Below are 1,079 nucleotides of genomic sequence, written 5' to 3' on the forward strand. Positions count from 1 at the left end.
CAGGTTAAACTGCTCCAGACCGAGAATGGTCGCACCGAATTGCGGGCGGCGACCGGGTCGGAATATGGCAGGATCTTCGACTGGGAACTGGTCCAGGCGGTGATGGCCTTTGCCGGCGATGGCGTCGGCGACACGCGCTGGAAGGTGCCCGGAACCATCGATTGGGGCAGCATGACCTACAACCCTCATGTCGATATCACCAGGGAGACGACCACGCTCTACGCATCGGACCGGGACATTTTCCTGTTCCTCGTGGACGACACGCATCCTATCGAGGCCGGCAAGCTTCCTAATGGCGATCCCGACCTTTATTTTCGCGGCTTCTACGCATGGAACAGTGAGGTCGGCTCTAAAACACTCGGGATCGCGACTTTCTATCTGCGCGGCGTGTGTGCCAACCGCTGCCTGTGGGGTGTCGAGAATTTCGAGGAGGTCAATATCCGCCACTCGAAATTCGCCGGTGCCCGTTTCGCGCATCAGGCCGCGCCCGCGCTCGAGCATTTCGCAAACTCCTCGCCGTCGCATTTCATCTCCGGCATCAAGGCCGCTCGCGAGCGGATCGTCGCGCGCAAGGAAGAAGAGCGCGAACCCTTCCTGCGCAAACGCGGCTTTTCCAGGGCCGAGACGGCAAAGATCATCCAGACCGTGCTGGCCGAGGAAGGCCGTCCGCCTGAATCCATCTATGATTTCGTCCAGGGCATAACAGCGCTGGCCCGATCGAAGCCGCATCAGGACAGCCGCCTCGACCTGGAGAACAAGGCCAGAAAGCTGCTCGAACAGGCGCTTTGAGGCCCGACGCCGCCGCTCTCATGCCTTCTCCACCTCCCTCCTCGCCATCCCGGTCAAGCGCCGGGGTGGCCATTGTCATGAAAGGATGCCGCCATGCGCGCCCATTCGTCCCTTCCCCTGCCGCAATTTATCGTCGACATCGCCTTCTTCAGCGGCGGCGAATACTATGCCACCGAGACTTACACCGTTCCTGCATCCACCTGGTTTGCTGCGGAGCAACAGGCGCTGCAGATGTCGGTAAACAGCGTCTATGACGATGCGCGCATTCCTGACCTCAGCCGAACCGCCAC

2 protein-coding genes are annotated in these 1,079 nt (G+C 60.9%); both read left to right on the forward strand.

What is annotated here, in order from left to right; translation table 11 throughout:
* Positions 1-789 (forward strand): DUF932 domain-containing protein (locus SxD43FB_RS23720; protein WP_141249644.1); only part of this gene is annotated, 789 nt, incomplete at its 5' end.
* 93 nt (positions 790-882) lie between these two features.
* Positions 883-1,079 (forward strand): hypothetical protein (locus SxD43FB_RS23725; RefSeq protein WP_096064168.1); only part of this gene is annotated, 197 nt, incomplete at its 3' end.

It is taken from the genome of Sphingobium sp. D43FB (genome assembly GCF_002312805.1).
Classification (GTDB): domain Bacteria; phylum Pseudomonadota; class Alphaproteobacteria; order Sphingomonadales; family Sphingomonadaceae; genus Sphingobium.